Here is a 26,033-nt window from a genome sequence, read left to right on the forward strand (position 1 = left end):
ATTTAATTATTTTGCAAATTTTTTAGTTCCTGCAACACATAAGATGACGCCCACTGTCACCCCCAGCATTCCCACACTTACCTGCTCATGAAGAAGCCAGGCTGCGAGTGCCAAGCCAAAAAAAGGCTGAAGCAGCTGCAGCTGTCCAACAGTAGCAATTCCGCCTTGTGCCAGTCCTTTATACCAAAATATAAACCCGATAAACATGCTGAAAATCGAAATATAAGCCATTCCAAACCATCCCTGAAAACTAACATTTTCAATATCATCAGGAAAATAGATAAAAAATAAAGGAATCATAACAGGCAGTGCCAATACCAAAGCCCAGGAAATTACCTGCCAGCCGCCTAATGTTTTAGATAGCTTCGCGCCTTCAGCATAACCCATACCACATAAAATAACGGCAAGCAGCATCAGAATATCGCCAACAGGTGACGCTGATATCCCCTGCGAAACAGCATAGCCAATCACCAAAAGACTTCCTGTAATAGAGAAAAACCAAAATATAGGATGGGGTTTTTCGCCACCACGCATCACTCCAAATACAGCTGTTGCCAAAGGCAGCATTCCAAGAAATACAATAGAATGTGCTGAAGTAAGATATTGAAGTGCCAATGCAGAAAGAAGCGGAAAACCTACCACACAGCCAAGGGAAACCAAAAGTAATGGAATTAAATCTTTTTTAACAGGACGTTTTTCTTTACCCAGCCATAATACGATAAGCGCAAGAATTCCTGCAACAGCCGCACGAACAATCGTTACAAAAATGGGGCTCATTTCCATTACGGCTAACTTTGTGGCCGGCAAACCTCCACTAAATAATACGACACCTATAAAGCCATTGATCCAGCCACTTATATTTTCATCTTTTGATATTTGTTTTGTCAACATGGTATTCAAACTTTTTAACTGATGTTCAAAATTAGAAAGGATAATCCGATAAACACAGTATCAGTTTTGTATATTTGCATGAGCACAGTTTAACAATATGAGTAAAGAATTTTTGTACACGGAAATTGCAGACGGTATTGCAGGACAGATCAGAAATGGTATTCTTAAGGCCGGAGACAAGCTTCCTTCAGTGAGAATGCTATGTCAGGAACATCAGGTAAGCATGAATACGGCCAAGCGTGTCTTTCTGGAACTGGAATCCCAGTCTTTGGTAGAATCCAAACCGCAGTCCGGCTATTTTGTAAGTCAGCTGCTTTCAGCAAAACTCCCTTTGCCGGAAGTAAGCCGTCCGTCATTGATCGCCAATAATGATGAACCGGATGAGCTGATCAGTAAAGTATATGAAAATATGGGTAAAAAGGATCTTACCTTCTTCTCTATCGGAATTCCGTCGGGAGATCTTTTGCCGCAGGCTAAACTAAAAAAAGAAATTGTGAATGCCACCAGGGAATTAAAAGATGGTGGTACCGAATATGAAGAACTTCAGGGAAATCTGAAATTAAGAAGAATGATTGCGGTACGTTCCTTACAATGGGGAGGCAATCTGAGCGAAAATGATCTTATCACCACCAATGGAGGAATGAATGCCCTTTCTTTCTGTTTGATGGCTTTAGGAAAGCCAGGAGATACCGTCGCGATCGAAAGTCCCTGCTATCCCGGAATTCTTCAGCTGGCCAACGGGCTGGGATTAAAGGTACTGGAGCTTCCTACACATCCTACTACAGGAATAGAAATTGAGGCTTTAAAAAAGTTAATTCCCAAAATAGATCTTTGTCTCCTGATTCCCAATTTTAATTCACCGTTGGGAAGCTGTATGCCTGATGAAAATAAAAAAGAAATTGTAAAAATACTTTCTGAAAATAATATTCCGTTGATAGAAGATGATGTGTATGGAGACCTTTATTTTGGTTCCAGCCGTCCGAAATGCTGTAAATCTTTTGATAAAGACGGAAATGTACTGTATTGCAGCTCTATTTCAAAAACTCTGGCTCCTGGTTACCGCGTAGGTTGGATTGCTCCTGGAAAATATAAAGACAAAATCATGAAGCTGAAGCTTCTGCACTCTACCTCTTCTATTTCCATTGTGAATGAAGCGGTGGCTAATTTCCTGAAATCCGGAAAATATGAAAAACATCTTCAGCAGCTGCGCAGAACATTACAGATCAATTATCAGAATTATGTTCAGACCATTGCAGAATCTTTTCCGGAAGGTACGAAAACCAGCCGTCCACAGGGAGGCTTGTCTTTATGGATAGAATTTGATAAAAATATTCGTACAACAGAATTATATGATCTGGCTATCAAACAGAACATAAGTATCGCGCCCGGAAGAATGTTTACTTTTCAGGAGCAGTTTGAAAATTGTATGAGACTCTGCATAGGGCTTCCATGGTCGGAAAATACACAGGCCAAACTCAGACAGGTTGGACAGCTAGCCAAAAAGATTGATTTGAGGTAAGGAAGATAGAGGCTGGAAGATGGAAGTGATTATAGTTTTAAGAATAGATTTTTTCAATTCTTATTAATAAGGGTGTTTAACAGTTCTTTGTATTGATCAGAACTTCTGGCTTCCCTCTCCCATCTTCCAGCTTTTTTTATTTATTATCCGGGATGAAATTTTTCCTTGCCAGTTCTTTTCTTACTCGGCTCAGACTCTCAGGAGTAATTCCCAGATAAGATGCAATCATCCATTGCGGAACTCTCAGCAGTAAATCCGGATACATTTTGATGAATTTCATATATCTTTCTTCTGCAGTCTCTCCCAGCAAAGAGTTGATCCTGTTCTGAAGGCTTCTGATGTGTTTCTGAAGGAGAAAATCACTTCTTTCAATACTGTTCGGAAATTGTTCTACCAGTTTGTTGAAGAAGTCAGGATGGAGAAACAAAACCTCAGAATCCTCCACGGCTTCTATATAATAAATAGACTTTTCATTGAAATAAAGACTGCTTCTGTCAGAAATCAGCCAGCTTTCCGGAGCAAACTGTATAATATGTTCTTTTCCGTTTTTATCAATGGAATACATTTTTAAAAGCCCTTTTTCTACGAAGAATATATGACGGCAAATTTCACCATACTGAAGAAGAAACTGATTTTTTGGAATTTTCTTTACCTCATAGTGCAGGCTGCAGGTGTTCACATTCTGAAGTGGAACATTTAAAACTTTGGCTAAATAATTATTTATATTCTTCATGATACAATCTGGCTTAAAGAAATATCCTGGTGTGAAGCACTGTTAACAGGTTTTCCGTTCTCTATGACAATCAGCTGCGGACTTTCGTGTCTGATCTCAAAATCTGCGGCTATTTTGTTGGAAACAGGTCGGTGAGCCAATAAATCCAGATAGTATACATGTACCGGCTGCTCTGAATTCTCTACTTCTTTTTCAAAATTTTTCAGAACAGTTCTGCTGATAAAACAGCTTGTAGAATGCTTGAATATGGCGATCTTATTTTGAAAAGAATCTTCTATAGCTTTGGTAAGATCCTCTTCAGATTCTATCTTTTTCCAGAATGTTTTTTGCTCAGGGTTTTCACTTTTCCCACCGAATATTTTATCAAAAAAACTCATACATTAAATTGTTTTAGATGATGATCAAGATGCTTGTATTCTAAAAATGTCCAGTCTTTTTCAGTCATGTTTCCGAATAGTCTGTGGTGATCCGGCAAATTGCCATTTTCACAGGCTTCCCGGAATTCTTCCAGCGTTTTCAGCAGATTGGTTTTTGATTCATCAAAATCACATTCAAAATTAACGATTAGTTTTTGAAAAGTAGGCATGTTTCTCGGAATTCCATTATTGAAAACATACATTTCTATTTTAGTAAAAACCCCTATTGTTCCAAACAAGAGATTGATACGGGGAAGTTCCAGATTTTTCAAAGCTACCTGAAGAACCAGATCACAATGTTTTAGCATTTGGCACACGTTCATTTTTCCCCATCTTCCGGTGGAGTTTTCAGATAACAAAGAAATTCTATCTATAATTTCCTGATAGTATATTGGATTATTGAGACTCTTCCTTACCAACCTTTCTCAATCTTCAGGTTTTCAATATGAGCAAAATGATGATCACAGTGCCACACATACAATGCAAGACTTTCTCTTAAATTATAATTTTTCTGATGCTCGGGATGATGGAAAGTCCTTTCAAACTGTTTATTGGTAAGGCTTTTAAGAAGCACTACCCATCTCTGGTGGGTTCCTTTTAACATTCTCATAGCAGGTTTTACAGGCATATGAAAGCTGTCCTGAAGCTCTGCCCATTTTGCCTCGTTATACGGTTTTATGGTAGGGTTATCTTCTGTGAGAGCCAGTTTAAAGCGGATAAAACTGTTCATATGACTGTCTGAAAGGTGATTTATCAGCTGTCTTACCGTCCAGCCTCCTTCTCTGTAAGGTGTATCCAGTTGGTCGTCTGTAAAGTGTTCAATGAGATTCTTTAGCCGGCCGGGAAAGTCTTTAATGACTTTGATATAAGTATCCAATGTGATATCACAGATGTTTTCTGGCACTTCAAACGGTCCTATCGGGAACTTTTTTTTCTCTAAATCACTCATTGCTCAGGTTTTAATTTTTTAATGATTGCCGATCTGTATTATTATTTATTAGAATAATATACGAATTTCAGCTTGTGCGAATTTATCAAAAATTCAAGAATTTAAAGTGAATAAAGCATTAATTGTACCGATAATAATTTTTGTGGTACCGATTTTTTTATTAAAAAAGGTTTCAATTGTATACACTGAAACCCTTTTTATTTATTATAAATGATTAATATCCATGTAAATCAATACCTTCTGTTCTTTGCAGGGTTACTTTTCTACCCATTTTCTTTTGAATCACCCGGAAATGCTGTAATTCATCATCCGTCAGAATACTGATTGCGATTCCCTTTTCGTTAGCGCGTCCTGTTCTTCCAATACGGTGAATATAATCCAGAGGTGAACGCGGCAATTCATAATTGATAACACATGGCAGAGATTCAATATGGATTCCTCGTCCAATTAAGTCTGTAGCCACCAAAATCTGGGCTCCGTTTACTTTAAATTCTTCCAGGTTGTTTCTTCTCGCTCCCTGTGACTTCTGGCTATGAATGGCCACAGCTTTTATTTTATTCTTTTTAAGTTTCTCTACCAGATTATCCGCAGACCTTGTAGATGAGACGAAAACAAGTGCTTTTTCAACTTTCTTTTCTTTAATTAAATATCGTAAAAAAGGTCCTTTATTTTCGGGAGCAACATGGTATGCCAGCTGTTCGATATTATCAATTTCAACCTCTTCTTTTTTAATTTCTATAATCGCAGGATTGATGGAAAGACGTTCTTTCATTTCTGAAACTTTATCATTCAGGGTTGCTGAAAATAAAGTAGTCTGTTTCGCCACAGGCATCATGGCAAAAAGTTTATTCATTTCTTCGCCAAAGCCGAGCTGAAACATTTTATCAGCTTCGTCAATCACCAAATGCTTAATTCCTGAAATACTCAATGCATTATGATCAATTAGGTCTAACAGACGTCCCGGTGTGGCAATCAAAACTTCCACACCAAACATTCCTTTCATCTGTGGATTGATAGAAACACCTCCGTACACTGCCATTGTACGGACTTCTCTCTTTAGGTTATCAGTGAATGCCCTGAAAACTTCATCGATCTGAATAGCCAGTTCACGGGTAGGAACCAATATCAGAACCTGAACATTACGATCTTTTTTTACTTCTGCATTCTGTAATTTTTCTAAAATCGGCATCACAAAACACGCCGTTTTCCCGGAACCTGTCTGCGCAATTCCCATCAGATCTTTTCCCTGCAAAATGACAGGAACAGCCTGCTCCTGGATTGGAAACGGTTTTAAATACCCTAACTTTTTGACAGAACGAATAATATTGTGTGATAATCCTAACGATTCAAATGACATAAAATACTTATTTCCCGCAAAGATACGCTATTGATATTTGGTTCATGCCTCAAAACAGCATACGTTGCAGACAAAATTCAATTATTTTAAGTGTTAAGTTCTTCGTTGATAAGCATTGAAAAATTTATGTTGCCGATTTGTCCGATAATTAGGGTTTGGACAAATTTTTGAAGATTAGTTTTGTAAATTTATCAAAAATTCGAGAAATCAATATATGAAAAAAGCGTTAATAATAGTCGATGTACAGAATGACTTTTGTGAAGGCGGAGCACTTGCTGTCCCTGGAGCCAGCGAAATTATTCCATACATCAATCTCTTGATGGAGGAAAATGAATATGATCAGGTGGTTCTTACACAAGACTGGCATCCTGCAGGTCATAAAAGTTTTGCAAGCAGCAATGGAAGAAAGGTGGGGGAAAGCATTATTCTCAATGGAGTTCCGCAATTTATGTGGCCGGATCATTGCATTCAGGGGACTTTCGGAGCAGAATTCCATAAAGATCTGAACAGAGATAAAGTAACCCATATTATACAAAAAGGTAAAAATATTGAAATTGACAGCTACAGCGGTTTTCAGGATAACAATCACTTTATGAAAACCGGTTTGGATGATTTCTTAAAATATCACGACATTCAATTGGTAGAAATCGTAGGACTGGCATTAGATTATTGTGTTAAGTTCACTGCACAGGATGCAGTAGCTAATGGATATATAACCTGTCTTCATTTCAATGGAACACGTGCAGTAAATGTAAAACCAGACAATGCCAGAGATGCCATCTATGAAATGATTGAGAAAGGAGTAACTGTTCTGGGATAATAAATAAGACGTACAACGATATAAAAACAAAAAGCGCAGAATTATTTTCTGCGCTTTTTTATTCTTTACTCTCAAAAGTACTGTTTAAAGCATTTTAAGGTTGTTTACTTCCAGTTCTGTAAGGATTCTCCAGTGTCCTCTTTTGATATTCTTCTTCGTTAATCCGGCAAACATTACTCTGTCTAAAGCTTCCACTTCGTATCCTAATCTTTGGAAAATTCTTCTGATAACACGGTTCCATCCGATGTGGATCTCAATTCCGACTTCATTTTTAGGTTTCCCCTCAATATATGAAATCTGATCAACAACAGCTACTCCTTCATCAAGACGGATACCTTCTGCAATAAGACGTAAATCTTCACCGGTAAGTTTTTTATCTAATGTTACATGATAAATCTTTTTGGCATCAAAAGAAGGATGCGTCAGTTTTTTAGTCATGTGACCGTCATTGGTCAGTAAGATAACTCCTGTTGTGGAACGATCCAGTCTTCCAACAGGGAAAAGTCTGTATGGAGAAGCATTCGCAACAAGATCCATTACAGTTTTTCTGGCTTTATCATCTTTGGTAGTAGAAATATACCCTTTCGGCTTATTCAACAGTACATATACAGGCTTTTCAGGAGTAATGCTTTGTCCGTCAAAAACAACTCTGTCTGTTTTCTGTACCTGATATCCCATTTCAGTTACCACCTTTCCGTTGACTTCTACCAATCCCTGAGTAATCAGCTCATCAGCTTCTCTTCTGCTGCAGATTCCGGAATTAGCGATATACTTATTAAGACGGATACTGTCTTTGTTAACGTCTTTTTCAATTTTATTCAATCTCCTTTTCTGAACAAAAGATCTCGTTTTGTCATCATTTCTGTCATCACCGCTGGAAGGTCTTCTTCCGTATTTCAGACTGCCTCTTTCATACTTATCTCTTGTATCGAAATTTTTTCCGCCTCTCTTAGGTTTTCCGAAAGATTTTTTCTCATAGCTCTCACTTTTGTTGGTGATATAAGGTTTTCTTTCAGATTTTGAACCAAAATCGTCATTGGAATTTTCGAAACTGTCCGTATTTCTTTTAAAAGGTTTCTTTTCAAATCTTGAGTTGGATCCTTTATGTTCCGGCCCTTTTTTTCCTCCGTCTTTAGAGAAAGGCTTTTTAAAAGGTTTTGATCCTGAAGAATTTCCAGATCTGGAAGCACGAGAATCATCAGAACTTTTCTTGGTTGAAATTCTTGGTCTCTTTGGTCTATCTGAATTATTATTATCTCTGCTCATTCTAAAAATTTATGCAAAGATAGTAATTTAGTTACGAGTTAAAAATTAAGAATCATAACTTTGCACTATAGTTTACATTTTTAACTTTACATACAATCAAAGATGATAACAATATTAAACGATAATTTTTCACAGCTCAACGAGTTTCTTCACCAGAAATCTTTCAGTAAAATTTTTATTCTTGTAGATGAAAATACTCATGAATACTGTCTTCCGGTTCTTCTGGGCAATATGGAAACCGATCTTGGCTTTGAAATTTTAGAGATCGAAGCCGGAGAAGAAATGAAAAATATCCAGACAGCCAATCAGCTGTGGGAAATTCTTACGGAAATGCAGGCAGACAGAAAAGCACTGGTTATCAACCTTGGTGGTGGTGTAATTACCGATATGGGAGGATTTGTTGCCTCTACTTATAAAAGAGGAATCCAATTCATTAATATCCCTACTACCCTTTTATCGATGTGTGATGCTTCCATAGGAGGAAAAACAGGGATTGATCTGATGCACTATAAAAATATGGTGGGAACTTTTGCTTTTCCTGAACAAATCTTTATTTATCCAAAATTCTTAGAGACACTGCCTTTTAAAGAATTAAGAAGCGGATTTGCAGAAATGCTGAAACATGGACTAATTGCTGATAAAAATCATTGGGACCAGCTGATTCAGATCCGTAAACTGGAAGTGGAAACCGTTGTTCCTCATATCCAGGCTTCTATGAATATTAAACAGAATGTAGTAGATCAGGATTTCCACGAACAGAATATCAGAAAAACGCTTAATTTCGGGCACACCATCGGACATGCTGTGGAAAGTTTATGTTTACAGCAGGAAAATCCTATTCTTCACGGGGAAGCAGTTGCGATGGGAATGATTGCCGAAGCTCATCTGGCATATCTTGAAAATCTTATCTCTAAAGAAGATTCAAAAATTATCATTGAAAACATCCAGAGATACTATCCATACCTCGACATCAGCGATTTTAAAGATGAAGATATTACCGCATTATTACTGAATGATAAAAAGAATACAGACAGTAAAATCAACTTTTCTCTGCTTACAGGGATAGGTTTCTGCAACTATGATCATCAGTGCAGCCAGAAAAATATCATTGAAGCTTTATCTTTTTATAGAAAACTGAATGATGCCTAGTAATTTTCATAAAATAATTTCATTTTAGAATACCACTTTTGACAAAAATGTCAATTTAGACAACATCTAAACAAATGTTTATTTAAAGATTTAAGTCATTAATAATCAAATGCATAAAATTAAAACCACTTAAACGCTAAGTGGTTTTTTTATTGATTTTAATCATAAAAAATATTTTTGGCAAGCAATTTGAAAGATACTCAGCGTTCAACTGAAAATGCTGAACAGTAGTAAAATTTAAAATTAAGAAAGAGTAAAATTAAAAAATTAAAGTTATGAAAAAGTTAATTTTAGGATTAGCGTTAACTGCAGGAACATTCGCATTCGCTCAACAGACAGGAAACACATCTTCTAATCCGGTAACATTTGGGGTAAAAGGAGGAATGAACGTTTCTTCACTTTCTAACGGTGCAGATTTAAGTGATTCTAAATCAAAAATTGGTTTTAATGCAGGAGTTTTCGCCAACATCCCATTAGCAAGTTCTTTTAGTGTGCAGCCGGAAGTTCTTTATAATGACTTAGGTTCAAAAGTAACAAGAGAATATTCAGTACTTGGTAATAATTATAAGAGCGAATATTCAAGAAATTTAGGATACGTTGCTGTACCGGTAATGTTCCAGTATAATGCAACACCTGAGTTCTTCCTTGAAGCAGGTCCTGAATTTGGATTTCTTGTAAGCGCTAAAGATAAGTTAAAAAGTTCAACAAACAACAGTAACAATACACAAGTTGCCACTCTTGACAAAGATGATTTCCAGACTTTTAACTTTGGTATAGGTATTGGTGCAGGATATTACTTCATTCCTAATTTAGGAATTACAGCAAGATATACTGCAGGTCTTACTGACATTTACAAGAATAATTCTGGTGATGCTGTAAAAAACAATGTATTCCAGGTAGGTTTAGCTTATAGATTCAAATAAGCTTACATTCACTAACAAATTTTATATTCAATAGAAAAGATCAGATTAATTTTTTAATCTGGTCTTTTTTTATGTTAAAATAATATGGAGTTAATAATTCACCATCAATACCTCCCATATAGTTGATTTTCTCATTCGTTAAAAATACATAAAGTCTTTATTCATAAGGGTTGACGGCATGTTGTTTGTTGCTTTCCGAACGTTAAATAACATAAAAATTAAACTAATCTATGAAAAAGATTTTTCTAGGCCTGGCCATTATCGCAGGTACTTTCACTTTTGCTCAGAGCACTTCTGCATCTACTGAAGCTACTACTCCATCCACATCTTCTAAAATCAAATTCGGTTTGAAAGCAGGTCTGAACATTTCTACCCTTTCCAATATGGATATGAAGTCAAAAGCAGGATTCTATGGTGGTGTATTTGCCAATATTCCTGTAGCTAAGGATTTTTCAGTGCAGCCGGAAGTTTTATATAGCGCTACGGGAGCAAAAGGAAAAGGAGATAATAATACCCAGCTTAATTTAGAATATCTTTCTGTTCCTGTCATGTTCCAATATAAGGCACTTCCTAATCTATATGTAGAAGCAGGCCACAAATTCTAAAGTTTACTAAGTTTTTATAATGACAAGGTGGGCGGATTAATTTTAATCTGGCTTTTTTACTGCAGATAAAAAAATATTCTTAAAAAATGTATACTAAGTAGAAAATTAAGAACATATATTGATTTTTGGCACGTACTTTGTTTCTTAAAGAAATGTTAAATAAAACTTAATAACTATTAAAAAATAAACTTATGAAAAAGATTTTTTTAGGCCTTGCGCTTGTTGCAGGTACTTTTGCTTTCTCTCAGAAGACTTCAACTTCTACTGCTTCTTCTTCTCCAGTTAGATTTGGTGTGAAAGCAGGTCTTAATATTTCAACTCTTACCGAGAATGACTTCAATTCAAAAGCGGGATTCTACGGAGGGTTATTTGCTAATATTCCTGTAGCTCAGGACTTCTCTTTCCAACCAGAAGTGTTATACAACGGAATGGGTGCAAAAATTAAAGGTACTAATGATATAAAAGTAAATCTGGATTATATTTCTGTACCGTTAATGCTTCAGTATAATGCCTTGCCTAACCTATATCTGGAAGCAGGACCTCAGTTCAGCTTTTTGATTAACTCAAAACTGAAAGCTGATTCCAATTCTGCAGATGCTAAAGATCTGTTCAAAGGTTTCGACTTCGGAATTGGTCTTGGAGCAGGATATTATTTCACAGACAATATCGGTATTACCGCAAGATATGTGGCTGGTTTAACGGATGTTGCCAAAGACAGACCGGATCTATCTGAAGACAAAGCTAAAAACGGAGTATTCCAGGTAGGTTTAGCATATAAATTTTAAGAAATCAGTTTAGCTTTTTAAAGCAGACTTCTCATCAATACAGAGCCGGATTTAATATAATCCGGTTTTTTTATTTGTCCCGATATTTTGGCAAGAAATTTGCCTGTAGAATAATTGATTGTACTCTATCCGGAATTTTTCCAACTTACGGTTTATGTTTCACAATGAGTATGCTTTGATTCATTTGATATTCAATTGAATATCAGAATTACAATCTAACTATTACCATTAAACTTTAACGGAACTGTGTCAGCCAAGCTGGCAATATGAGTACACAACAGAATATGGAAAATATTTTGTCTGTTCAAATAAGATACATTTTGATTTCAATAGAAAAAGTCAGGTTTATTAGTTTACGCCTGACTTTTTCGCTTATTATGACTTTTATCACTTTATCCTTTTGTGGCAGATATTTTGATCCAAAAAAGAAAATTAAACTTTAAATCATGAAAAAACTCTTTGCAGTAATTGTAATTGCAGGTTGCCTTTTCGCGAATGCGCAGGAAAAACATCAGTCAAAATCTTCTCCTGTCACTTTTGGTGTTAAAGCAGGTTTTAACGGTTCTACACTTACCAGAGGAGATGGCTATGAATATGATAACAATGAGAAAATCAAAGCAGGTTTTCATGCAGGAGTGTTTGCGAATATTCCTGTTTCTGAGAAATTCAGCATCCAGCCAGAGCTTCTTTTCAGTCAGCTGGGATCAAAATCAGACTATAACTACAGAACCAGCTCGGGAAACTACAGAAAGACACAACACTATGATTATAGGACAACATTAAATTACCTTTCTCTTCCTGTAATGGTTCAATACAATATTCTTCCGCAACTTTATGTAGAAGCAGGTCCTGAATTCGGATATCTGCTGGGAGGAAAGACAAAAGGAGATTTAACCACTATCGAGACTACCGGAAATTCAGTTACAGTACAGCGTACGGAATATATTTCACAGAGCATTTCAAAAAGCCTTTTTAATCGTTTCAATGTAGGATTAGGTATTGGTGCCGGATATTATTTCACTGAAAACTTTGGCGTAACCGCAAGATTTACGGCTGGGCTTACTGAAGTTTACAAATACAACGACGGTGATAAAGTAAGAAATAATGCACTTCAGGTAGGAGTAGTATACCGATTTAAATAGAGATATTTATTATTTTCAAAACTGGTGCCGGGCTTTAAAAAGTCCGGTATTTTTATTTTTATTCTTAAAAAGTACCCGGAAGTCCTTTTAATTCATGGAAAAGCCAATTCCAGTTCATTTTTTTTTATTATTTCAATTATCAATAATAAAGTGTAATGAGCCTTCAACTATTTTCACAAAACATTCATTATATAAAATATTTATTCATCAAAAAGGGATAAATGGTTTAAAATAAACTTTTCAAAAACCATCTCAAAAGCCCTTTAAACAGGCGTTTTTCGACTTTGGCAAGCAATTTGCAAAATACATGGAGTCTGATTGAGAGATATCCGACACACAAATAGTAAAATTAAAAAATAAAATTATGAAGAAGTTATTTTTAGGATTAGCATTAACTGCTGGTACACTAGCTTTCGCTCAGGAGACAGAAACAAAGACGGAAACTAAAACAGTCAATGCATCACCACTAAAAAAAGATGTACAACCCATTAGATTCGGAATCAAGGCCGGAGGAAACTCAGCTTATTTCAGTGAGCAAAAGTTTGGAATCAACACACAACAACTAGGTTTCCACGCAGGTGCATTCGTTAATATTCCACTTTCAAAACATTTCAGCTTACAGCCAGAGGTATTATACAACCAAATGGGAGCAAAAGATGTAATTTCATCTACAGAAACTGATAATGGAATTACGAATGTAAAAACTAAAGAAGAAGGTAGAGTAAAGATGAACTATATTTCAGTTCCATTGATGCTTCAGATGAGACCTACAGAGAAATTTTACGTTGAAGCCGGACCTGAATTCAGTTATTTCATCAACGGAAAGACTAAAGGAGAAAGAAGTGTAGCAAGTACTACAGGAGGTGTTACTACAACCACTACAAGTTCTAATACTGAAGATATCGACAAAGATCAGATCAATAAATTCAATTTCGGATTGGGTCTTGGTTTAGGATATGATATCACATCTAACATCGGTATCAGCGCAAGATATGTAAATAGCTTGACAAAAATTGATAAAAGCAGACCTGCTGCTGAAAACAACAACAGAGTATTTCAGTTAGGTCTTAACTACAAATTCTAATTAGAAACCAATTTTTTAACCGAAGTGCATTAACCTTGCACGCATAAAATAGCCGGAAGATTTTCTTCCGGCTATTTATATCAAAAGTTTTATTCAAATATTCTCGGATCATCACTGATCACCCCATCTATTCCCATTTCTTTTAATTCCTTTAATCTTTCTCTGGTATTCACAGTCCATGGGATTACTTTCATGCCTAATGAGTGGCATTCCTTTACTAATTGGGGCGTTACAAGATTATGTTCCGGGCTGTAAATTGTAGGAGTAAAACTCAGGAACTTCATATCTCCGGCTACTCCATTCATATGATCAGGATACATTCTGAACTTTTCTACCGGAATATTTTTAAAATAAGCCTGCTGCTGGGCCAGCTTTTTATCATCAACCTTTTCTACGAGTAAAGCAGTCATTATTCCAGGATATTCTTTATGAAGAATTTCCAGTGTTCTTGGATCAAAAGACTGAATGATCACCCTATCCTGGATCTTTTTTTCAATAATGATCTTCATCATCAGATCCACAAACTCTTTGGGTTCGGGATGGAATATATTGTCTGAGAAAGGACGTGTTTTGGTTTCTATATTATAATAAGGTAACGGCCTTTTCAATTCACGGGCATAAGCTTCAGATGCATCAATGACGTCTGAAAAGAGAGGTTTCTGAACCTTCATTTTCTTTTGATCAGGATAGTTTTCCAGTTTTTTCATTCCTACATCAAAGGTTTTGATCTTTGCATAAGACATTTCATAAATTTTATAATAAAACCCCGAATCCTTGGGAATATAGGTTCCATTTGGTTTTGTTACCAATTCAGGTGAAAGAAAAGCATCATGGGAAAGAATTACTTTTTTATCTTTTGTTATGGCCAGATCCATTTCCAATGTGGAAACATTCATTTTTAATCCGTTTTTCATAGCCGGTATTGTATTTTCCGGGTAAAGGGATTTTCCTCCGCGGTGTGCCTGCCTGTCAAAAGATTGTGAAGCATAAAATTGGGTAAATACAATAAAAATACCCGTGAATAGTGCATTTTTCATATCCTGAAGTTTTAATCTTACAAAATTAAAACTCCACTGTATATTGTATAATAAAGGAATATTAAGCTTTTGCTACATTTCTAAAACAAAAGAACCAGGTTGTACACCCGGTCCTTTTTATATTTCAATAAAGAGACTAATTGAATAAATCTACTTCTTCTCCTTTTCCTACAGGATATTCTTCTGTAAAGCATCCGAAGCAGTGGTTGGCTGATCCTAAAATATCTTTCAGGTTATCGATACTTAAAAACTCTAAGGAGTCTACTCCCAGGTAATTTTTAAGTTCTTCCGTAGTCATATTGGCAGAAATCAGATCATCTTTGGACGGAGTATCAATTCCAAGGTAGCAAGGAGCGATAATTGGAGGGGAAACACTTCTGAAGTGAATTTCCTTTACTCCTGCATCTTTTAAAATTTTAACCAGTCTTTTAGATGTTGTTCCACGAACAATAGAATCGTCAATAATGACTACTCTCTTGTCTTTCATTTCAGAAATGATCGGGTTCAGCTTAAGATTCACTACCCTTTCTCTCATTTCCTGTGTAGGAACGATGAAACTTCTTCCGATATATCTGTTTTTGATCAAAACCGGACGAAAAGGTATTCCTGAAGCTTTAGAGAAACCAATAGCAGCCGGAACTCCGGAATCCGGAACTCCAATTACCAGATCAGCTTCTACAGGAGCCTGTTCCCAGATTTTCTCTCCGGATTTTTCTCTGATCTCGTAAACATTGATATTTTCTAAGGTAGAGTCAGGTCTTGCGAAATAAATATATTCGAAAGAACAGATTCTCTGCTTACCTTTCGCTTCATCCATCATATAAGAATGAAGTTTTCCAGGTTCGTTTTCGTTGGTATAAATGATCTCACCAGGAAGGATATCACGTACATACTGAGCACCCACAGCATCCAATGCTACAGATTCTGAAGCTACTACATAAGATTTTTCATCAATAGCCCCCAATACTAACGGACGGATACCGTTGAAGTCTCTGAATGCAAAGAATTTGTTTCTGGTCATCCCTACTACAGAATAAGCTCCTTCAATCTTTTCCATGGTTGCTTTAATCGCTCCACGAAGACCTAAATCAAGGTTTTTCTGAATCAGTCTCAGGATAACTTCAGAATCGGAAGTCGCTCTGAAAACTACGCCTTCAGCTTCTAATTCTGCTTTTAATTCTTTGGCATTGGTAAGGTTACCATTGTGTGCTATAGAAAGTATAATCTGGTCATATTCGTTTTTCGCGAAAAATGGCTGAAAATTATATTTCTTCTTATCTCCTGCAGTGGTATAACGGGTATGCCCAATTGCAGAATTTCCCATAAAAGTTTCAGGTTCCTGAATTTCTTTATAAACATCCAAAACCAGTCCTTCGTCTTTCATGTTTGTGATTCTTCCATCCTTTAAAACGGAAATACCACAAGCCTCCTGACCTCTGTGCTGTAATGCAAAAAGGCCAAACTGTGAAAGAGAGAAAGTATCCAGATCATTATCCGAATACATTCCGAAGATCCCACATTCTTCATTAGGAGCATCCAGTCTTTCCTCTTCCTGAGTTCTGAAAAGATTTCTTCCGTAGGTCTGGGTTTTAAACTGTTTTAAATATTCACTTTTATGAATGTCTAAACTTTTCATTTCTATTTTTTCTAAATTAAAAGATTAAAAAATTTAATGATTAAAAAGATTACAGCCTGTTTAATTTTTAAATGGTTTAATCTTTAAATAAATTAAATCTTATTTCTGTAAAAGATTTTTAAGACGGTTGTAGATTTCAACATAAGCCTCAGTAACTTCTCCTAAGTCTCTTCTGAATCTGTCTTTGTCTAATTTCTTCATGGTATCTTTATCCCAAAGTCTGCAAGTATCAGGAGAGATTTCGTCTGCTAAGATGATTTCACCGTCTGAAGTTTTACCTAATTCGATTTTGAAATCTACCAGGATGATATTGATTTTGTCAAACAGGTCGATAAGGATATCATTGATATCTGAAGATAACTCATACATTTCGTCAAGTTCTTCGTAAGTAGCTGCTCCTAAGAAAACGGCATGGTGATCATTGATAAGCGGATCTCCCAATTCATCTTTTTTATAACAGATATCGAAGATCGTTACAGGAGATTTAATTCCTTCTTCCACTCCTAATCTTTGCGCCATGCTTCCTGCAGAGTAGTTTCTTACCACCATTTCCAAAGGAATGATAGAAACCTTTCTTACCAGCTGCTCTCTTTCGTCTAATTTTTTGATGAAATGAGTTTTAATCCCTTTCTCATTCAAGTATTCAAAAATAAGGGTTGTGATTGCGTTGTTCATTTCCCCTTTAAGGTCTACCTGACCTCTTTTTTGAGCGTTAAATGCTGTAGCATCGTCTTTGAAACGTACTACTACTTCATCAGGATTATCGGTTGCAAATACTTGTTTTGCTTTCCCCTCGTACAACATTTCTTTCTTTTGACTCATAATTTTACTTTCTAAATTGTAGTTAGATTTATTGATTTATTTTATTATTATTCCTGTTAAGACAGCCAGTCCAAAACTCAGCAGTGTACCTATTAATACATACTCCGTAAGTTTTCTCTGTTTTGCCTGTGCAAGGTCGCTGAACCTGAAAACAGATTTGGCAGCTACCATGAAACCTACGCCTTCCCAATGATTCACCATAATAAAAGTGAAAACCAGCAGACGTTCTAAAATTCCGATATATTTTCCGGCACTTGATAAAGATTCGGTTTGAATAGTGTTGGGGCCATCCGGAGCAGGTGTCCAGGATGACAATAAGGTTTTGATAAAAATAGAAGCAGGTGTTGTCAGAAACAGCGCCGCCATAATTACCTTCAAAAATTCCTGATTTTGTACGAAGCCAAAACTGAATTCCTGGAAATAAAAAGAAACTCCGGCAATCACTGAAACATGCAGCAGCTGATCAATGAAAAACCATCTTTTCTTAGTCTTTACATTTTGAAATATAAGTTTGGAAGCATCAATCATAAAGTGAGTAATTCCCACCAATACAGCGACCCACCAAAGCTGAAGATCCCAAAGGAAAACAAGGCTTAAAATAGTGTGAATCAGAATATGAAGGTATAAAAACTTACTTTTCAGTTTATGGTTCTCCTTATCTGCAACCCATGAATTTGGCTGAAGTATAAAATCTCCGAGTAAATGTGCCAATATGAGTTTGATGAAGATCATGCCTATAATTCTGAGATTTTCTTTCTGAAATACTGATTGGTTTCCACGATGAGCTCATAGTTGGCTCGTTTCAGTCTCTGGCTTACCGAAGACTGTGAAATAGCAAATCTCTTAGCAAGATCTTCCTGAGTGATATCCTGATTCATAATCATCTCATGAATGATCTCTGCCGTAGCCATTGTCCAGTTATCAAAATCCTTGGACGACCATTTCAACAGGATATTAAGATCTCTGTCCACCGGATCACTTGATGTTTTGATGGCAACAGTATGCCCGTCACTTTTAAGGTCATTAAGCAGTCTCCCGGAATTGACATAGGCTGTACCATTGGATTCAGTGATTTTCTCAGAAGAAAAACTTTCCTCACCAATACCTATGGCCATCCTTACATCTAAATTTTCAACACTTTTAATAAGAGATTTTATGGCTAGAAAACGCCAGAAAACGTCATCAATTCTGCATTTGAACTGGAACTCATCTCCTCTGTAGATTTCCCATGTGTGAGGAGCGCTTCCCCATTTTTCGAGAAGATGTTTAAGCCTGGTAATCCAAACTTCAGTGTCCGCATGCTGTGAATTTATAATATCACCGGTAATGACCGCTATCATACTGCAAATATAAGCATAATTACTTATATATAAAAAATATAAGCAGAAACACTTATAGATATTGATTATTAGTGAATCAGCTTATATCAATGATATAGTAAACATAAGGTTTTTAAGGCTTTATATAAAACTACTGAATAGCAAAACAGCAAAAAAATGTTCAATCTTTTATTATGGTGTCGACTTTAACTCTACTTTTTTATACTTTTTTTATAGTAAGAAGCTGTTCCTGCTATCCGCTCATACTCCTCGCGCCTATCTATTCCAACTCCTTAACCCTACAACTCTCCCACTTCTACTGCGGGGTAACCGCTGCTATCAGGGCTAGGACAGTCATTGCGGGTAAAGCGAAGCAATCTCCTGAATTATTTCTACACCATATAAAAATAAACCTAACAGGTTTTTAAAACCTGTTAGGTTTGGCTTGTCACAAAAATTATAGTATTCAAATTTGATTTTATTTACCTTTTAATAAACTGATGTACCTTTTCATCAAGCTTCAGGAAATAAGTTCCCGTTGGAATCCCTTGTACAGAAATATCTTTTTTATACCTGAAAGGATCTTTTTCAGTATAAATCACTTTTCCCGAAAGATCTATGATTTGGGCTGTCTTTATATGGGTAACTTCTCCGTTCACATACAGATAATCATAAACAGGATTCGGATATATTGTAAACTCATTATTAACAGTCATCAATTCCGCTGTAGACAATGTGCCTCCCAGATTCTGACAGTAATTGGACGGATAAGAATCCCATTCACTGCTAGTAAAAGTATTATTGGGTTGATTGATGGTGTTTTTTCTGTATAAAGATACGTTCCCGTTATTATTGGTCGTGTATTTTACCCCGATAGCATCCACTGTAACCGTTTTATTATACGCAAGTTCCACATAATTTTCTCCCGCAAACATCATAGGATCAGAAGCAGTTACAAATCTTGCCTCGCCAAGAGTATAGCATGATAAAGTGCCTTTCGGATTCAGGATAACAAAAGTTTCGTTGTTTCCTACCTTGCCTTCCAATTCGTATGTGTCGCCATTATAGAAATCTCCTGATATATTATTTTTAAACTGAATATTAATTCTGTAATTATTTAAATTAACCTCATGTCCTGTTTTATTGACAATTTCCAGCGCATTATTTTTCACAGATTCCGTATTTGTTCCGGATATATATTTGGTAATGATAAGATCCGGGGCATAGGAATCCGAAGCAATTGTTGAGGCTGTTACCATATTACTGAATGGAGATTCCAGGTATGCTTTATCAAAGGCTTTCACCGTAAAAGTATAGGTGGTTGACGGGCTCAGGTGATCGATGCTGATGGAAGTCCCTTTTGTAGTGGCAACAGGCGTTACAGATCCATTCATATAAATCCTGTATCCTAAAATATCCGCATCAGGAGAAGCCGTCCAGCTCAGATTCACAAAATAAGCATTCTGCTGGGTTGAAACCAGTGATCCGGGAGCCGCAGGAGCAATAGTATCAGGTGTTTCGGACCAGATCATATCAATCCACTCAGGATGATCAATAAATGGGTTTCTGTTTTTTTGTATAGTATAAACAGCATTGTTCCGGTCAATTTCTCTTTGCGAAACCGGATCTGCCGTATTCCACTGTTTCAGCATGGCAATATAGGCAAGATCAACTGCTCTTTCTTCCGTTCCGTCCAACGGACATTGGTCTGTAGCAGGAGTAAGATTGGCAGATGTGGTATAAGCGGTATTGAATGAACCTAACTTTCCTTCATAGCGTACTGCAAAGTATAACAATGACCTTGCAATATCACCTTTGAATTCATTAATAGGTTCATACACTCTTCCAGTATAAGGGTAATTGGGAATCGCTGCATTAGATATTCTCGAAGTGTTGGAAAAAATATAATGATTGGTATTATTTCCTGTTCCATATGGATAATTGCTTCTTCGCTGGTTGATCCATCCATCAACAGGAATTATAAAATTCAGATCCGAATACATAGGATAATCACTGATAGATGAGCTTGTACTGAATGTACTCTGCGGCATCATATGTTCCCGGTTGTACCCCAAACCTTCCGCACCAACACCTGCTACCAACTGATCTGTAGTATATTCATAAGAATCCGGCCCAGACGGAATTTCAGAATAGATATCCAGCAGATACTGAGTATTGGAAGCATCATGATCATAATATTTATCCAGATCAGTCTGGGCATATAACACTTTAAGATCGTCATAATGCCAGTTGATCATTTTTTCTGAAATAATATCGTGGATCTTTGATTTCAGGGCATATCCCGTCAGTCCGGCTGTTCCATCATAATACCCCGCAGGTGCCTGCGCAGCACTATAAGAAGAAATCAAAAGGATTGGAAGTAGAATTTTTTTCATGCCTTAAAAATTGGGAAACTAAAAATAGTGAAATAAAAAACGAATATGCCAGAATATTTTATTAAGAAAGTATTAATTCTCAAAATATAAAAAATTGAAAATTAGATGTATTGGTCGTTAATAATGCTGGGAAAATAATTTTTCTTTAGCATTCCATCAATTTGGTTATCTTTGGGAACTAACTATTATTATATGAATACTGAGACTATTGACAACATCAAAATGATAGCGGAGACGGCTAGAGAATTTGCAGAAAAGAACATCAGACCGAATATTATGGAATGGGATGAAAGCCAAACATTTCCAAAAGACTTATTCCACCAGTTGGGTGAGATGGGTTTTATGGGAATTGTAGTTCCTGAACAATATGGAGGTTCCGGCTTAGGCTATCATGAGTATGTTACTATTCTGGACGAAATTTCTCAGGTTGACCCATCTATTGGTCTTTCTGTAGCAGCACACAACTCACTTTGCACCAACCATATTTATGAATTTGGAAATGAAGAACAAAGACACAAATGGCTTCCTCAGCTGGCTTCCGGAAAAGTAATCGGAGCTTGGGGACTTACAGAGCACAACACAGGTTCTGATTCAGGAGGTATGTCTACAACTGCTGTAAAAGATGGTGATGAGTGGATCATCAACGGAGCTAAAAACTTTATCACCCACGCTATTTCAGGTGATATTGCCGTAGTAATGACGAGAACAGGTGAAAAAGGAGCTAAAAATAATTCTACAGCCTTTGTTTTGGAAAAAGGAATGCCTGGTTTTACTTCCGGAAAAAAAGAAAATAAATTAGGGATGCGTGCTTCTGAAACAGCAGAATTAATTTTTGATAATGTACGCGTACCGGATTCTCACCGTTTAGGTGAAGTTGGAGAAGGTTTCAAGCAGGCTATGAAAGTGTTGGATGGCGGTAGAATTTCTATTGCTGCATTAAGCTTAGGGACTGCAAGAGGAGCTTATAAAGCAGCTTTGAAATATGCAAAAGAAAGACATCAATTCGGAAAACCTATTGCAGATTTCCAGGCAATCAACTTTATGCTGGCAGATATGGCAACAGAAATTGATGCTGCTGAACTTCTTATCCAGAGAGCATCTACTCTTAAGAATGCAAAACAAAAAATGACAAAAGAAGGAGCTATGGCTAAACTATATGCTTCTGAAGCTTGTGTAAGAATCTCAAACAATGCAGTTCAGATCTTCGGAGGATATGGTTATACGAAAGATTTCCCTGCTGAAAAGTTTTATAGAGATTCCAAACTTTGTACTATTGGAGAAGGAACGTCTGAAATCCAGAGACTTGTCATTGGAAGAGATATTACAAAATAATTTTAAAAATAACACCGATACAAATGATTAAACAGGCACTTTTAGGTGAATTTCTGCATGAAGCAGAAAACACCAGAAAAATTTTACAGGCAATCCCCGATAGCGCACTGGATTGGAAACCGTCCGAAAAAAACTGGACAACCGGACAGCTTGCGTCTCACATTGCTGAAGTATACAACTGGTATGAATCTACTTTCAATCAGGACGTTTTTGATATGGGAACGTACAGGTATGACAAAGGAGATATTTCCAAAGCAGAAAATATCCTTGCAAAATTTGAGGAAAATGTTGCCAACGCACAGAAAGCTCTTGAAAACTCTGATGAAAATACCTATTTCAACGAGTGGAAAATGGAAATGAACGGAAATGTACTTTTCCCTCCTATGCCAAAGGTTCAGGTGATAAGAGCTTTTCTTTATAATCATTTGTACCATCACAGAGGTGAGCTGGTTGTTTATTTAAGATCAACCGGAAACAAAGTTTCTGGACTTTACGGACCTACTGCTGATGATAAAATGTAGTTAAACATTGCATCAATATAATAGAAGCTGTTTCATTTTGAAACAGCTTTTTTTGTAGGGAGAACACAGAGCGGCACAATAGTATTCATTAAATGTAATTTATTAAAATTTATTCATGAATAATTGAATTATTAATAAAATTTATTGTCTCAATTTAATAAATTAACAAATAAAAAATCGATATGTTATTTTTTAAAAATTATAATTCATTTTACGACTTTTATTTTTCTTTTATTAATGAGCATTTTCCATTATATACAATGTATTACATAATATATTATATACAAATTCTAAATATTCCTTAAAAAATTTTGTTTTTCGTAATATATTTTTTATTAGATTTGACATTCCACAATCAAATTTAATATTTAATATGAAAAAACAATTAACGCTGATTGGAATGCTCCTTATTTCGGGTATTTCTTTCGCACAGACTGACCGTCTTTGGTCTGAAGGTTCAAAAAGAACTTCATCAGAGATCTTTGAAAACAAAACCAGTATCAGCAATCCAAAGGTTTACAACCTGGATATCAACGGATTGAAAAACATTCTGGCAAAAGCTCCCAAAAGGCTGGCTGCAGGCGAAAAATCTGAAATCATTATTTCTTTTCCAAATTCTGAAGGCAGAATGGAAAATTTTAAAGTGAGGGAGAATTCCAATTTTGCCCCTGAGCTGGCAGCCAAATATCCGGACATCAAATCCTATGTGGGACAAGGTCTGGATGATCCTAATTCCACAGTCTATTTCAGTGTTTCTCCGCTAGGACTGTCCTCCATGGAAATTTATGGTGATAAATCGGCCGTTTTCATCGAGCCTTACACCAAAGATCTTTCTTCGTATGTAGTATACAGAAAATCTGACAAAAAAGATGATCTCAACAAGTTTGAATGTACAGTGGTAGATGCCGCACAGAAAGGAGTTTCCAATTCTTCTCTTGCTGCAAGACCTAATGCTGATGATGCCAAACTGAGAACATTCAGACTGGCACTGTCCTGCACAGGTGAATACACCACGTATTTCGGAGGAACAAAAGCTCAGGCTTTAGCAGCGATGAATACTACAATGACCCGTGTAAACGGTGTATTTGAAAAAGATTTCGCAGCGAGAATGGTTCTTATCGCCAACAATGACGCTGTCATCTACACCAATGCATCTACAGACCCTTATTCCGCAGCTTCAGGAATGAGCAACTGGAATTCCCAGCTACAAAGTACACTGACTTCTGTAATTGGTGAAGCCAATTATGATATCGGACACTTGTTCGGAGCTTCCGGAGGTGGAGGAAATGCAGGCTGTATCGGCTGTATCTGTACAAACGGATCAAAAGGAAGCGGATATACTTCTCCGGCAGATGCTATTCCTTCAGGAGACAATTTTGATATTGACTACGTAGCTCATGAAATGGGACACCAGTTCGGTGGAAACCACACCTTCTCTATGAGTAATGAAGGAACAGGTGCCAATATGGAGCCAGGATCAGGATCAACAATCATGGGTTATGCAGGAATTACCAGCCAGGATATTCAACCGCATTCTGACGCATTTTTCCATGCAATAAGCATCCAGCAGATCACCAATAATATTAAAGCTAAAACCTGCTCTGTTAATACCAACACCGGAAATGCAATTCCTACAGCTAATGCAGGATTAGATTATACCATTCCAAAAGGAACTCCGTTTGTTCTTACAGGTACAGGAACAGATGCTGACGGAGATTCTTTAACCTATATCTGGGAACAAATGGACAACGCTTCTTCTTCCCAGACAGGAGCAAGTTCCGCTGCAAGTGCTACAAAAGCTTCAGGACCTAACTTCAGATCATGGACTCCTACTACTGCACCGGTAAGATATTTCCCAAGAATGGCTTCTGTTTTAGCAGGTGCCACCACTACCGCAGGTTCTGAAATCACAGTTGAGGCTCTTTCTTCAGTTGCCAGAACATTAAACTTCAGATTTACTGTTCGTGATAACAAAGCAGGAGGCTCAGGAAATAATTCCGATGATGCTGTTATCACTGTTAACGGAACTGCCGGACCATTCAATATCACTTCACAGAACTCTGCAACAACATACGCCGGAGGAAGTTCTCAGACAGTAACATGGAATGTGGCAGGAACTACAGCCAACGGGGTAAATGCTGCTAATGTGGATATCCTCTGGTCAACAGACAGTGGAAATACATGGACTACTCTATTGGCAGGAACTCCGAATGATGGCTCACAGGCAGTGACCATTCCTAATGCCAATACAACGACAGGAAGAATTATGGTAAAAGGATCAAATCACATTTTCTTTGATGTTAACAATGCTAACATCTCTGTAAATGCAGGTTCCGGAACTCCTGACACGGTTGCTCCTACAGCTCCTACCCTTGCTGCTTCAGGAACTACAGCTACAACCACTAACCTTTCATGGTCTGGAGCTACAGATAATGTTGGTGTTACCGGATACGATGTATACCAGGGAGCTTCATTAATTGGTTCTACGGCTTCTACTACATATACTGTAACAGGACTTACACCGGCAACTACGTATTCTTTCTCTGTGAAAGCAAAAGATGCGGCAGGAAATGCTTCTGTTTCCAGCAACACCGTAAGTGTTACAACTCTTTCCGGAGGAACAGTTACTTATTGTTCTTCTTCGGCCTCAAATACAGCAGATGAGAGAATTGGAAATGTGACATTCGGATCTATCAATAATACGTCTACAGGAACTGCAGGATACGAAAACTTCACTTCAGTTTCTACCAATGTTACAAGAGGAAGTGCTTATACAATTTCCATTACTCCGGTGTGGACTTCTACAAAATACAGCGAAGCCTACGCAGTTTATATTGATTATAACGGAGACGGAGACTTCACAGACAGCGGAGAGCTGGCATGGACAAAAGCAGGTTCTACAACCAGCCCTGTTACAGGATCTATTACAATTCCTGCTACTGCCACAGTTGGATCTACTAGAATGAGAGTAATGATGAAGTACAGCTCAATTCCTACATCTTCATGTGAAGCATTCACTTACGGACAGGTGGAAGATTACACCCTTAATATTGTTTCTTCAGGAAAAGGAGATCTTCATAATACAAATGATCTGATCACGGATGTGAAGCTTTATCCAAACCCTGTGAGAGATATACTATATATTTCCAATACAGCATCAGAAGATTATAAGATCTTCGATATGGGTGGAAAACTAATTGACTCAGGAAAACTTCAAAGGGGCTCTGTGAATGTAAGCAACCTTATCAAAGGAGCTTATATGATTCAAATTGGAGAATCTTCTAAGAGATTTATTAAAAATTAGTAACGAATAGACTTTTTAAAATTAAAC

23 protein-coding genes and 1 pseudogene are annotated in these 26,033 nt (G+C 36.8%); 11 read left to right on the forward strand and 13 right to left on the reverse strand.

The window, feature by feature from the left end; all coding sequences use genetic code 11:
* Positions 1–6: 6 nt before the first annotated feature.
* Complete coding sequence (locus AC59HC_RS13110; protein WP_202840205.1) at positions 7–891, reverse strand: DMT family transporter; 885 nt, start codon at positions 889–891, stop codon at positions 7–9.
* 97 nt (positions 892–988) lie between these two features.
* Here AC59HC_RS13110 and AC59HC_RS13115 point away from each other — a divergent pair, with 97 nt between their 5' ends.
* Positions 989–2,410: an aminotransferase-like domain-containing protein gene (locus AC59HC_RS13115; protein ID WP_202840204.1), complete on the forward strand. Its 1,422-nt coding sequence runs from the start codon at positions 989–991 to the stop codon at positions 2,408–2,410.
* A gap of 136 nt (positions 2,411–2,546) precedes the next feature.
* Here AC59HC_RS13115 and AC59HC_RS13120 read toward each other — a convergent pair whose 3' ends face one another.
* From AC59HC_RS13120 to AC59HC_RS13140, 5 genes are all read right to left on the reverse strand, one after another.
* Entirely contained in the window at positions 2,547–3,143 is a 597-nt protein-coding gene (locus tag AC59HC_RS13120) for a Crp/Fnr family transcriptional regulator (RefSeq protein ID WP_110008853.1), read from the reverse strand.
* Entirely contained in the window at positions 3,140–3,520 is a 381-nt protein-coding gene (gene ytxJ / locus AC59HC_RS13125; RefSeq protein ID WP_110008852.1) for a bacillithiol system redox-active protein YtxJ, read from the reverse strand. Before ytxJ ends, AC59HC_RS13120 begins: the two co-directional genes overlap by 4 nt.
* Entirely contained in the window at positions 3,517–3,978 is a 462-nt protein-coding gene (locus AC59HC_RS13130) for a DUF1569 domain-containing protein (RefSeq protein ID WP_262896820.1), read from the reverse strand. The genes ytxJ and AC59HC_RS13130 overlap by 4 nt, the downstream gene beginning before the upstream one ends.
* Entirely contained in the window at positions 3,972–4,508 is a 537-nt protein-coding gene (locus AC59HC_RS13135) for a YfiT family bacillithiol transferase (protein ID WP_202840202.1), read from the reverse strand. Before AC59HC_RS13135 ends, AC59HC_RS13130 begins: the two co-directional genes overlap by 7 nt.
* 214 nt (positions 4,509–4,722) lie before the next feature.
* Complete coding sequence (locus AC59HC_RS13140; protein WP_343638544.1) at positions 4,723–5,865, reverse strand: DEAD/DEAH box helicase; 1,143 nt, start codon at positions 5,863–5,865, stop codon at positions 4,723–4,725.
* A 214-nt stretch (positions 5,866–6,079) separates the two neighbouring features.
* Here AC59HC_RS13140 and pncA point away from each other — a divergent pair, with 214 nt between their 5' ends.
* A complete protein-coding gene (pncA, locus tag AC59HC_RS13145) occupies positions 6,080–6,685 on the forward strand; it encodes a bifunctional nicotinamidase/pyrazinamidase (protein ID WP_202840198.1) in 606 nt (201 codons plus the stop codon).
* Between the two features lie 84 nt (positions 6,686–6,769).
* Here the strand turns inward: pncA and AC59HC_RS13150 are convergent, their stop codons facing one another.
* The gene (locus tag AC59HC_RS13150; RefSeq protein WP_228449368.1) at positions 6,770–7,951 is read right to left on the reverse strand and encodes a pseudouridine synthase; all 1,182 of its coding nucleotides are present in this window, start codon (positions 7,949–7,951) and stop codon (positions 6,770–6,772) included.
* A 102-nt stretch (positions 7,952–8,053) separates the two neighbouring features.
* Here AC59HC_RS13150 and aroB point away from each other — a divergent pair, with 102 nt between their 5' ends.
* From aroB to AC59HC_RS13180, 6 genes and pseudogenes are all read left to right on the forward strand, one after another.
* Complete coding sequence (aroB, locus tag AC59HC_RS13155) at positions 8,054–9,100, forward strand: 3-dehydroquinate synthase (RefSeq protein ID WP_202840196.1); 1,047 nt, start codon at positions 8,054–8,056, stop codon at positions 9,098–9,100.
* 275 nt (positions 9,101–9,375) lie between these two features.
* A complete protein-coding gene (locus AC59HC_RS13160) occupies positions 9,376–10,023 on the forward strand; it encodes a porin family protein (RefSeq protein WP_202840194.1) in 648 nt (215 codons plus the stop codon).
* A gap of 230 nt (positions 10,024–10,253) precedes the next feature.
* Positions 10,254–10,625 (forward strand): annotated as a pseudogene (locus AC59HC_RS13165) (porin family protein); the annotation flags it as partial.
* A 194-nt stretch (positions 10,626–10,819) separates the two neighbouring features.
* Positions 10,820–11,413: a porin family protein gene (locus tag AC59HC_RS13170; protein ID WP_110008846.1), complete on the forward strand. Its 594-nt coding sequence runs from the start codon at positions 10,820–10,822 to the stop codon at positions 11,411–11,413.
* A gap of 446 nt (positions 11,414–11,859) precedes the next feature.
* Positions 11,860–12,555: a porin family protein gene (locus AC59HC_RS13175; protein ID WP_202840190.1), complete on the forward strand. Its 696-nt coding sequence runs from the start codon at positions 11,860–11,862 to the stop codon at positions 12,553–12,555.
* Between the two features lie 364 nt (positions 12,556–12,919).
* Positions 12,920–13,639: a porin family protein gene (locus AC59HC_RS13180; RefSeq protein WP_137904080.1), complete on the forward strand. Its 720-nt coding sequence runs from the start codon at positions 12,920–12,922 to the stop codon at positions 13,637–13,639.
* An 89-nt stretch (positions 13,640–13,728) separates the two neighbouring features.
* On the opposite strand, the gene AC59HC_RS13185 is transcribed toward AC59HC_RS13180, so the two are convergent.
* The 6 genes from AC59HC_RS13185 to AC59HC_RS13210 all read right to left on the reverse strand — a co-directional run bounded on the left by AC59HC_RS13185 (position 13,729) and on the right by AC59HC_RS13210 (position 20,849).
* Positions 13,729–14,676 (reverse strand): glycerophosphodiester phosphodiesterase family protein, encoded by a 948-nt coding sequence (locus tag AC59HC_RS13185; protein WP_343638556.1) that lies wholly within the window; start codon positions 14,674–14,676, stop codon positions 13,729–13,731.
* A gap of 136 nt (positions 14,677–14,812) precedes the next feature.
* Positions 14,813–16,312, reverse strand: coding sequence for an amidophosphoribosyltransferase (purF, locus tag AC59HC_RS13190; RefSeq protein WP_110008842.1), 1,500 nt, complete (start codon positions 16,310–16,312; stop codon positions 14,813–14,815).
* Between the two features lie 99 nt (positions 16,313–16,411).
* The gene (purC, locus tag AC59HC_RS13195) at positions 16,412–17,134 is read right to left on the reverse strand and encodes a phosphoribosylaminoimidazolesuccinocarboxamide synthase (RefSeq protein ID WP_110008841.1); all 723 of its coding nucleotides are present in this window, start codon (positions 17,132–17,134) and stop codon (positions 16,412–16,414) included.
* Positions 17,135–17,170: 36 nt separating this feature from the next.
* The gene (locus AC59HC_RS13200; RefSeq protein ID WP_202840186.1) at positions 17,171–17,866 is read right to left on the reverse strand and encodes a DUF3307 domain-containing protein; all 696 of its coding nucleotides are present in this window, start codon (positions 17,864–17,866) and stop codon (positions 17,171–17,173) included.
* 2 nt (positions 17,867–17,868) lie between these two features.
* Entirely contained in the window at positions 17,869–18,474 is a 606-nt protein-coding gene (locus AC59HC_RS13205; protein ID WP_110008839.1) for a SatD family protein, read from the reverse strand.
* Positions 18,475–18,935: 461 nt separating this feature from the next.
* A complete protein-coding gene (locus AC59HC_RS13210; protein ID WP_496558771.1) occupies positions 18,936–20,849 on the reverse strand; it encodes an endonuclease in 1,914 nt (637 codons plus the stop codon).
* A 192-nt stretch (positions 20,850–21,041) separates the two neighbouring features.
* Here AC59HC_RS13210 and AC59HC_RS13215 point away from each other — a divergent pair, with 192 nt between their 5' ends.
* From AC59HC_RS13215 to AC59HC_RS13225, 3 genes are all read left to right on the forward strand, one after another.
* Complete coding sequence (locus tag AC59HC_RS13215) at positions 21,042–22,181, forward strand: acyl-CoA dehydrogenase family protein (RefSeq protein WP_110008837.1); 1,140 nt, start codon at positions 21,042–21,044, stop codon at positions 22,179–22,181.
* A gap of 23 nt (positions 22,182–22,204) precedes the next feature.
* A complete protein-coding gene (locus AC59HC_RS13220) occupies positions 22,205–22,702 on the forward strand; it encodes a DinB family protein (RefSeq protein ID WP_496558772.1) in 498 nt (165 codons plus the stop codon).
* 373 nt (positions 22,703–23,075) lie between these two features.
* Positions 23,076–26,006 carry a reprolysin-like metallopeptidase gene (locus AC59HC_RS13225; protein WP_496558773.1) on the forward strand — a complete coding sequence of 977 codons (2,931 nt, stop codon included), beginning with the start codon at positions 23,076–23,078 and terminating at the stop codon, positions 26,004–26,006.
* The last annotated feature ends 27 nt before the right edge of the window (positions 26,007–26,033 follow it).

This window comes from Chryseobacterium sp. DZ-32, from assembly GCF_059587025.1.

What these genes read in the sequence shown, in the direction of transcription:
- AC59HC_RS13110 (WP_202840205.1), bottom strand. Translation starts at nt 891, where the DNA reads ATGTTGACAAAACAAATATCAAAAGATGAAAATATAAGTGGCTGGATC.
- AC59HC_RS13115 (WP_202840204.1), top strand. Translation starts at nt 989, where the DNA reads ATGAGTAAAGAATTTTTGTACACGGAAATTGCAGACGGTATTGCAGGA.
- AC59HC_RS13120 (WP_110008853.1), bottom strand. Translation starts at nt 3,143, where the DNA reads ATGAAGAATATAAATAATTATTTAGCCAAAGTTTTAAATGTTCCACTT.
- ytxJ (WP_110008852.1), bottom strand. Translation starts at nt 3,520, where the DNA reads ATGAGTTTTTTTGATAAAATATTCGGTGGGAAAAGTGAAAACCCTGAG.
- AC59HC_RS13135 (WP_202840202.1), bottom strand. Translation starts at nt 4,508, where the DNA reads ATGAGTGATTTAGAGAAAAAAAAGTTCCCGATAGGACCGTTTGAAGTG.
- AC59HC_RS13140 (WP_343638544.1), bottom strand. Translation starts at nt 5,865, where the DNA reads ATGTCATTTGAATCGTTAGGATTATCACACAATATTATTCGTTCTGTC.
- pncA (WP_202840198.1), top strand. Translation starts at nt 6,080, where the DNA reads ATGAAAAAAGCGTTAATAATAGTCGATGTACAGAATGACTTTTGTGAA.
- AC59HC_RS13150 (WP_228449368.1), bottom strand. Translation starts at nt 7,951, where the DNA reads ATGAGCAGAGATAATAATAATTCAGATAGACCAAAGAGACCAAGAATT.
- aroB (WP_202840196.1), top strand. Translation starts at nt 8,054, where the DNA reads ATGATAACAATATTAAACGATAATTTTTCACAGCTCAACGAGTTTCTT.
- AC59HC_RS13160 (WP_202840194.1), top strand. Translation starts at nt 9,376, where the DNA reads ATGAAAAAGTTAATTTTAGGATTAGCGTTAACTGCAGGAACATTCGCA.
- AC59HC_RS13170 (WP_110008846.1), top strand. Translation starts at nt 10,820, where the DNA reads ATGAAAAAGATTTTTTTAGGCCTTGCGCTTGTTGCAGGTACTTTTGCT.
- AC59HC_RS13175 (WP_202840190.1), top strand. Translation starts at nt 11,860, where the DNA reads ATGAAAAAACTCTTTGCAGTAATTGTAATTGCAGGTTGCCTTTTCGCG.
- AC59HC_RS13180 (WP_137904080.1), top strand. Translation starts at nt 12,920, where the DNA reads ATGAAGAAGTTATTTTTAGGATTAGCATTAACTGCTGGTACACTAGCT.
- AC59HC_RS13185 (WP_343638556.1), bottom strand. Translation starts at nt 14,676, where the DNA reads ATGAAAAATGCACTATTCACGGGTATTTTTATTGTATTTACCCAATTT.
- purF (WP_110008842.1), bottom strand. Translation starts at nt 16,312, where the DNA reads ATGAAAAGTTTAGACATTCATAAAAGTGAATATTTAAAACAGTTTAAA.
- purC (WP_110008841.1), bottom strand. Translation starts at nt 17,134, where the DNA reads ATGAGTCAAAAGAAAGAAATGTTGTACGAGGGGAAAGCAAAACAAGTA.
- AC59HC_RS13200 (WP_202840186.1), bottom strand. Translation starts at nt 17,866, where the DNA reads ATGATCTTCATCAAACTCATATTGGCACATTTACTCGGAGATTTTATA.
- AC59HC_RS13205 (WP_110008839.1), bottom strand. Translation starts at nt 18,474, where the DNA reads ATGATAGCGGTCATTACCGGTGATATTATAAATTCACAGCATGCGGAC.
- AC59HC_RS13210 (WP_496558771.1), bottom strand. Translation starts at nt 20,849, where the DNA reads ATGAAAAAAATTCTACTTCCAATCCTTTTGATTTCTTCTTATAGTGCT.
- AC59HC_RS13215 (WP_110008837.1), top strand. Translation starts at nt 21,042, where the DNA reads ATGAATACTGAGACTATTGACAACATCAAAATGATAGCGGAGACGGCT.
- AC59HC_RS13220 (WP_496558772.1), top strand. Translation starts at nt 22,205, where the DNA reads ATGATTAAACAGGCACTTTTAGGTGAATTTCTGCATGAAGCAGAAAAC.
- AC59HC_RS13225 (WP_496558773.1), top strand. Translation starts at nt 23,076, where the DNA reads ATGAAAAAACAATTAACGCTGATTGGAATGCTCCTTATTTCGGGTATT.